The following is a 7,261-nucleotide window of genomic DNA, read 5'->3' on the forward strand; positions in this document are numbered from 1 at the left end:
GGACCACCCCACCCGAACCGCACCACCCACGCAACGCAACGCCGCCCAACGAAACAGGCGTGCCATCAACCCACGAACGGCGCTGGCCGGTCTTTGATCAGCTGGCGGGGTCCGGGGCGGAGCCCCGAGCAGGAAACAGGAACCCGCCCGCCAAACGCAACCACGCAACCACGCCGCCAACCCACCACCCGCCTAAAAACCCTTCCCGTGCAAGTCGATCGGCAACTCGAGCAACCGGTGGTTCATGTCAGCCGGCTGCCACCGCAACTCCTCCTCCGGCACCGCCAGCCGAGCCGCCGGAAAACGACGGGTCAGCTCCCTCAACGCCGTGACGAGCTCAATACGAGCCAACGGCGCACCCAAGCACCGGTGAATGCCGTGGCCGAACGCCAGATGCTCACCACCCCGCCCGAAGTCGAGCTCGTCCGGCGAGGAGAACACCGCCTCGTCCCGGTTGGCCGACGTGATCGACACGAACACCGCGTCCCCGCGGGGGATCGTGACACCGCCGATCTCCACGTCCTCCACGGTGATCCGCGGCAGGCCGGACGTGTCGTTGGTGGGCAGGTTGACCCAGCGCAGCAGCTCCTCGACGGCGGCGGGCACCTCCTCCGGGTGCTCCCCCAGCCGGACCCAGGTGTCGCGTTCCTCCACCAGCAGCGTGACGACCGAGCTGGCCAGCTGGCAGGCCGTCGAATCGCCGCCCGCGCCCAGCAGGGTGTAGCCGAGGCCGATCAGCTCGCCGACGTCGAGGCGGTCCTCGCCGATCCGGGCGCGCACCAGGGCGGACAGCACGTCGTCGCCGGGGTCCGCGGTCTTGCCCGTCACCAGGCCGGCCATGTACTCGCCGAGCTGCTCGCGGGCGGCGATCGCCTCGTCCTGCGGGCCGTCCACGGCGGCGAACCGGCGGATCCAGACGCTGAAGCGCTCCTGGTCCTGCGACGGCACGCCGAGCAGCTCGGCGATGACCGTCAGGGCCAGCGGGAAGGTGAAGCGGCCCAGCAGGTCCACCGGTGCGGTGACCGCGTCGGCGTCCGCCCGGTCGAGCAACTCGCCGACCAGCTGGGCGACCCGCGGACGCATGCCCTCGATCCGCTCGACCGAGAACGCCTGGGCGACCAGGGTCCGCAGGCGGGTGTGGTCGGGCGGGTCCAGCGAGATGATCATGCCGGGCGGCGCCTGGAACAGGCCCGGGAACCGCGGCGCGTCCGGCGCGTAGGAGGCGGCCCTGCTGAACCGCTCGTCGTTCAGCACGGCGCGGACGTCGTCGTACCGGGTCACGAGCCACGCGTGCCCTCCACCGGTCGCGGGCACCCGCACGACGGGCTGCTCGGCGCGGAACCGGGCGAAGTGCGGGGCCGGACCCCGGTAGGTCGATCCGGGCAGGGGGAATTCGTCTCCGGTGGCCACGGTCTCTCCTCGGCGCGACGACAGGGTTCCCCCGCACGCTAGGAGCAACGGCCTGAAGCCAGGTCCAGCGCCGTTCGAGAACGCGGCCCGTGGTCGAGCCGATGCCGAGATCCCGCCGCCATGCTGGCCGCCGACGAGCCGCACCAAGCGGTCCGACACGGACGAGGGGGTCCACGTGTACGACGTCATCGTGGTGGGCGCGAGAGTCGCGGGAGCCGCCACCGCGCTGCAGTTCGCCCGGGCGGGCCACCGGGTCCTGATGGTGGACCGGGCGCGGTTCCCCAGCGACAAGCTGTCCACTTTGTACATCCACCAGCCCGGCGTGGACCGGCTCGCCCGCTGGGGCGTGCTCGACGCCGTCGTGGCCACCGGCTGCCCCGCTCTGGACAGAGCGGTGTACCAGGTCGCGGACGTCCGGCTGGCCGGATGCTCGCTGCCGGCGGGCGATCAGCGCACGGCCTACGCGCCCCGGCGCCACCTGCTCGACAAGATCCTGATCGACGCGGCCGTCGCGGCGGGGGTGGAGTTCCGGGAGGGCACGTCGGTGGCCGGTGCGGCCTTCGACGGCGACCGGGCCGTCGGCGTCGAGTTCCGTGCGGAACGCGCCGGACGCACCGAGGAACGCGCGCACCTCGTCGTCGGAGCGGACGGCATGCGGTCCACCATGGCCAAGAAGCTCGGCGCGGAGGTCGTCGTCCAGGACCCGCTGAAGACCTGCGCCTACTACAGCTACTGGGCCGGGCTGCCCGCGGACTTCGAGCTCTACGAACGACCCGGCAACTGGATCGGTGTGGTGCCGACCAACGACGCGACGCTCATCGCCTCCTACTCGCCGCAGGCAGGCTTCGACGCCGTGCGCGCCGATCCGCGGGCGCACTACCTGGAGAGCATCCGCACGACCGCGCCCTCCCTGTACGAACGGGCGATGGCGGCCGAGCAGGTCGACCGCATGCACGGCAGCGGCGACCAGCAGAACTTCTTCCGCCAGGCGTCCGGTCCCGGCTGGGCCCTCGTCGGCGATGCCGCGCACCACAAGGACTCCATCACCGCGCGCGGCATCAACGACGCCTTCTGGCAGGCGGAGCTGCTCACCACGGCGGTGGCCGACGTGCTGCACGACCCGGTGGCGCTGGACAAGCGGCTGGCGGCGTACGCCGACGACCTCGTGGACGGGCTGTTCGAGTGCTACCGCAACACCCTGGTGGTCGGGCAGCTCGAGGTGACCGGCCACAAGCTCGCGATGCTGCGCGCGGTGGCGAACTCCTCCCGGCTCACCGACCGGTACTTCGCCACCGCGTCGGGCGTGCTGACCATCGAGGAATTCCACGACGACGAGCTCGAAACGGCATTGTCCGGCTGACCGGTTCCGCCTCACTGCGAGCGGTGTTCGACCCGCGCGCGGAAAGGTGTCACCACACCGAAAATTCGCGTCGACACCCTTCCGGAGAGGTCGCTGACCGTGCGAGAAGAACAGCTGAGCACATTGTTCGCGGAGGTCCTGGGGGTACCGGACATCGCTCCGGACGACAGCTTCTTCGACCTGGGAGGGCACTCCCTGCTGGCGTCCAAGCTGGTCCGCCGCATCCACGCCCAGTTCGGCGTGAAAGTCACCTTGCGCCGCTTCTACGAGGCGCCGACCGTCTCCGCCGTTCTGCGAGAACTGGATCGACTGAGCGCCTGACCCGTTCGAGGGGGAATATCGCAATGCGTTGGGACAACCTGTACCTGGCCGGTATCGGCACATATCTGCCGGACGGCGTGGAAACCGTCGACGAGGCGATCGCCGCCGGGCGGTACACCGAGCAGAAGAAAGCCATGAACGGCTACCGCGCCGCCCGCGTGGCCGCGCCCGGCGAGACGGGACCGGTGATGGCGGCCGTCGCGGGCAGGGAGGCGGTGGCGCGCTCCGGGCTCGCGCACGACGAGTTCGCGATCCTCGTGCACAGCTACGTGGGCCACCAGGGCCTCGACCTGTGGACGCCGGCCAGCTTCGTGCAGCAGCAGACCATCGGCGGCAGCGCGCCCGCGTACGAGGTCCGGCAGGGCTGCAACGCGTTCCTCGGCGGCATGGAGCTCGCCGCCTCCTACCTGCACGCCCGGCCGGACGCCGGCGCCGCGCTGGTCACCGGCGGCGACGCGTTCCAGCTGCCGTTCATCGACCGGTGGAACTCGCACGAGCAGAACGTCGACAGCGACGGCGCCGGTGCGGTCGTGCTCTCCACGCGGTCCGGCTTCGCGCGGATCCGCTCGATGTTCTCCTACGGCGACCCGTCGCTCGAGCCGCTCGGCCGGTGCCGCGCCGAGTTCAGCACGGCGCCGTTCCCGGACGGCAAGACGCTGCAGCTCGACCGCAGCATGCAGGACTACATGCACAACAAGGACATCGACCTGGACGAGATCGTCGAGCGGATCTCCGGTGGCGTCCAGCACTCGGTGAAGCAGGCGCTGCACGAGGCGGAGATCGAGCTCGGGGACGTCTCGTTCTTCCTGCACCAGCAGCTCGCCGAGACCATCGCGGTGCACGGCCTCTACAACCTGCTGGGCGTCGACCGGGCCAAGACCGCCTACGACTGGGGCAAGGACATCGGCATGGTCGGCACGGTCGACGTGGTGCTCGGGCTCGACCACGTCCTCACCGAACGGCAGCCGAAGCCCGGCGACTTCGTCCTCCTGCAGTGCGCGGGTGGCGGGTACGTGTGGACCGCGGCGGTGGTCGAGATCCTCGAGACGCCGCACTGGGCCCGGGCCTGACACACCGTCCCACGAGGACGCGCGAGGTGGGCTTCCCCGCGGGGAAGCCCACCTTCTTCGTTGCGGGGCCTAGACGTACAGGGACCGCGAGGACCAGTCCGGTTCGGGCAGCGCCTTGCGGTCCACCTTGCCGTTCACCGTGATCGGCAACTCCGCCAGCGCCACGAACCCGGCCGGCACCATGTGCTCCGGCAGGTGGGCGCGCAGGTGGGCGCGCAGGGACTGCCGGTCGAAGTCCTCCCCCGCGCTCACGACCCACGCCACGAGCCGCCGGTCGCCGTCGTGGTGCTCCCGGACCCCCACGGCCCCCTCCCGCACCTGGGGGTGCTCGGCCAGCACGTTCTCGACCTCGCCCGGCTCGATCCGGAACCCGCGCAGCTTGACCTGGTCGTCCATCCTGCCGAGGAACTCGACCACGCCGTCGGGCCGGCGGACCACGCGGTCGCCGCTGCGGTAGAACCGGCCGGTCACGCCGTCGAAGGTCCGTTCGGCGAACGCCCGCCCGGTGAGCTCCGGCTGCCGCCAGTAGCCGCGGGACACCCCGGCTCCGCCGATCAGCAGCTCTCCCGGCGTGCCGGGGGGCACGGGGTTCCCCTCGCCGTCGACCACCCGCACGTCCACGTTCTGCAGCGGCCTGCCGATCGGCACCGAGCCGCTCAGCTCCTCGCCGGGCGCGATGTCGTGGCACAGCGCGAAAGTGGTGGTCTCGGTGGGGCCGTACCCGTTGACGATCCGCAGGTGCGGGTAGGTCTCGCGGAGCAGCCGCACGTGCGGCACGGACAGGACGTCGCCGCCGGCCAGCGCGGTGCGCAGCCCGGCGAACGCCTCGACGTCCACGTCGACCTGGCGGTGGAAGAGTGCCGCGGTCAGCCACAGGACCGTGACCCCGTTGTCGCGCAGGAGGTCGCCCAGCTCGTCGGCGTGCACCACGCCGGGCGGCGCCAGCACCAGCCGCGCGCCGTTCAGCAGCGCGCCCCAGATCTCGAACGTCGCGGCGTCGAAGGCCACCGGTGCCAGCTGCAGGATCCGGTCGTCCGCGGTGAGGTCCACGAAGTTGGGGCGGCTCACCAGGTTCGTGACGTTGCGGTGCTCCACCATCACGGACTTGGGCCTGCCGGTGGACCCCGAGGTGTACATGAGGTAGGCGAGGTCGTCCGGCTCGGCGGATGTGACGAACGGCGCCACGGGCCCGTCCGGCCGGGGCGGCACCTCCAGCACCGCGACGCCGGCGAAGACCTCCGCGCGGTCCGGTGTGGACAGTGCGGCGGCCGCGGCGCAGTCCGCCAGCATCATCGCCGTCCGGCCACCGGGGTCGGCCCGGTCGACCGGCACGTAGGCCGCTCCCGCCTTGAGCACGCCGAGCAACGCCACCACCAGCTCGAGCGAACGGGGCAGGGAGACGACCACCCGGTCGCCCGGCGCCACCCCCGCCGCCGCCAGCCGCCACGCCAGCGCGTCCGACCAGCAGTCGAGCTCCTCGTAGGTGACCGAGTCCCCCTCGGCCGACACCGCGACCGACCGGGGCGTCCTCGCCACCTGGTCGCGGAACGCCTGCGTCACCGATCTCGTCGTCATCCCCGCCTCCTCGTCGGGTCCAGCATCGGGCACCGGGCTCGACGTCAGGTCGAGACGGCGCTTCCAGGAGATCCCGAGCAGGGGCCGCGACCATGACGGTGGATGAGCAGTGTCTTCACGAAGGAGGGGGAAGTTGAGCACCTCGTCAGACCAGACGGCCGAACTCGGTCATTTCTCCGATGTGGACTCGAGCGCGGGCGCCGCGAAGCTGGTGGCGTTCATCGAGCACGCCGAGAACATGGCCCCGATTCCCGCCCTGCGCGAGCGGTCCTACGACCTGCTCGACGTCCGGCCCGGCGACCGGGTCGTCGACGTCGGCTGCGGGGCGGGCATCTCGGTCGCGGAGCTCGCCAAGCTCGGCACCGAGGTGACCGGGGTCGACACCAGCGAGGGCATGATCGACGTCGCCCGGCAGCGCTTCCCGGACTGCGACTACCGCGTCGCCGGCGCGGAGGAGATCCCGCTGCCCGACGCCAGTGCGGACGGCTACCGCGCCGAGCGGGTGTACCAGCACCTCGCCGACTCGCAGGTCGCGATCACGGAGGCCCGCCGGGTCCTCAAGACGGGCGGCCGGATCGTACTGATCGACATCGACGCCGACGGCTGGTGCGTCGACTCCGACGACAAGGAGCTGACGCGGACGCTGCTGCAGGCGTTCGCGGACACGATCAGCAACCCGTGGAGCGGGCGCAAGCTGCGCGGCCTGTTGCTGGACAACGGTTTCACCGGTGTCCGGGCGGAGGCGTTCACCTGTGTCTACACCAGGTACGACGACTGCGTGCACGTGCTGGAGAGCATCGCGAAGGCGGGCGTGACGGCCGGCGTGGCGAGCCGGGAGCAGGCCGACGGCTGGCTGGCCGAGCAGCGCGAACGGGCCGAGAGCGACCGCACGTTCGTGCACGGGCCGTTGCTGGTGGCCGCGGGAGTCAAGACCGCGTAACCCGCACCGCGCAAGGACAGTGGCCATCCGCTCGCCGCGGGTGGCCACTTCGCGTTTCCACGATCGAACGAATTCCACCCGAAGGAGTCCTCCTGTGACCACGTCTCGTGAATCCCGTCGCACACGCACCGCGCTGACCGCTTGCCTGCTCGCGCTCCCCGTCGTCGCCGCCGGGCCGGCCGGCGCCACCGACGAGGCCGGCCTCGTCGGCAGGTGGGACGTCATGGTGACCGTCCACAACGGCGAACCACCGCAGCGCGGTCCCATGCTCTGCGACTTCACGCCCGACCACCTGTTGCACTGCACCACCAAGCCCGGTGGCCCTCCGCAGAACGGCACCGGCATCTGGACCCGGACCGGCAGCGGCGCGTTCAGCTTCTGGATCACCCATCCCGAGACGAACGGGGCGGTCAACGCGTCCCACCTCGGCAGGGTCGGCCGCACGCACTTCACCACCCGGGCCTCCGCCTACGTCTGCTCACCCGACGGCACACCGGTGATCGGGCCGGTCCTGGTGGAGACCGAGGCCCAGCGCATCTAGCAGCGGACACGGGAACGCCCCGGGTGGTGAACCCACCCGGGGCG

Annotated in this window: 7 protein-coding genes; 5 read left to right on the forward strand and 2 right to left on the reverse strand. The window is 71.4% G+C overall.

Annotated features, from left to right (window positions below; translation table 11 throughout):
• Window positions 1–192: 192 nt before the first annotated feature.
• Complete coding sequence (locus tag ACFWGZ_RS37685; protein ID WP_382456377.1) at window positions 193–1,410, reverse strand: cytochrome P450; 1,218 nt, start codon at window positions 1,408–1,410, stop codon at window positions 193–195.
• A gap of 175 nt (window positions 1,411–1,585) precedes the next feature.
• Between ACFWGZ_RS37685 and ACFWGZ_RS37690 the strand changes: the two genes are divergently transcribed.
• From ACFWGZ_RS37690 to ACFWGZ_RS37700, 3 genes are all read left to right on the forward strand, one after another.
• The gene (locus ACFWGZ_RS37690; protein WP_382456378.1) at window positions 1,586–2,770 is read left to right on the forward strand and encodes an NAD(P)/FAD-dependent oxidoreductase; all 1,185 of its coding nucleotides are present in this window, start codon (window positions 1,586–1,588) and stop codon (window positions 2,768–2,770) included.
• A 99-nt stretch (window positions 2,771–2,869) separates the two neighbouring features.
• On the forward strand, window positions 2,870–3,091 hold the full coding sequence (locus ACFWGZ_RS37695; protein WP_382456379.1) for an acyl carrier protein: 222 nt from the start codon (window positions 2,870–2,872) through the stop codon (window positions 3,089–3,091).
• 23 nt (window positions 3,092–3,114) lie between these two features.
• Window positions 3,115–4,161 (forward strand): ketoacyl-ACP synthase III family protein, encoded by a 1,047-nt coding sequence (locus ACFWGZ_RS37700; RefSeq protein WP_382456380.1) that lies wholly within the window; start codon window positions 3,115–3,117, stop codon window positions 4,159–4,161.
• A gap of 69 nt (window positions 4,162–4,230) precedes the next feature.
• Here ACFWGZ_RS37700 and ACFWGZ_RS37705 read toward each other — a convergent pair whose 3' ends face one another.
• On the reverse strand, window positions 4,231–5,736 hold the full coding sequence (locus ACFWGZ_RS37705; RefSeq protein WP_382456381.1) for an amino acid adenylation domain-containing protein: 1,506 nt from the start codon (window positions 5,734–5,736) through the stop codon (window positions 4,231–4,233).
• 133 nt (window positions 5,737–5,869) lie between these two features.
• On the opposite strand from ACFWGZ_RS37705, the gene ACFWGZ_RS37710 reads away from it, so the two are divergent.
• Together ACFWGZ_RS37710 and ACFWGZ_RS37715 are read left to right on the forward strand one after the other, a co-directional pair.
• Window positions 5,870–6,676, forward strand: a complete 807-nt coding sequence (locus ACFWGZ_RS37710; protein WP_382456382.1) for a methyltransferase domain-containing protein — start codon at window positions 5,870–5,872, stop codon at window positions 6,674–6,676.
• A gap of 94 nt (window positions 6,677–6,770) precedes the next feature.
• A complete protein-coding gene (locus tag ACFWGZ_RS37715; RefSeq protein ID WP_382456383.1) occupies window positions 6,771–7,217 on the forward strand; it encodes a hypothetical protein in 447 nt (148 codons plus the stop codon).
• The last annotated feature ends 44 nt before the right edge of the window (window positions 7,218–7,261 follow it).

This window comes from Lentzea sp. NPDC060358, assembly GCF_042725365.1.
GTDB lineage: Bacteria > Actinomycetota > Actinomycetes > Mycobacteriales > Pseudonocardiaceae > Lentzea.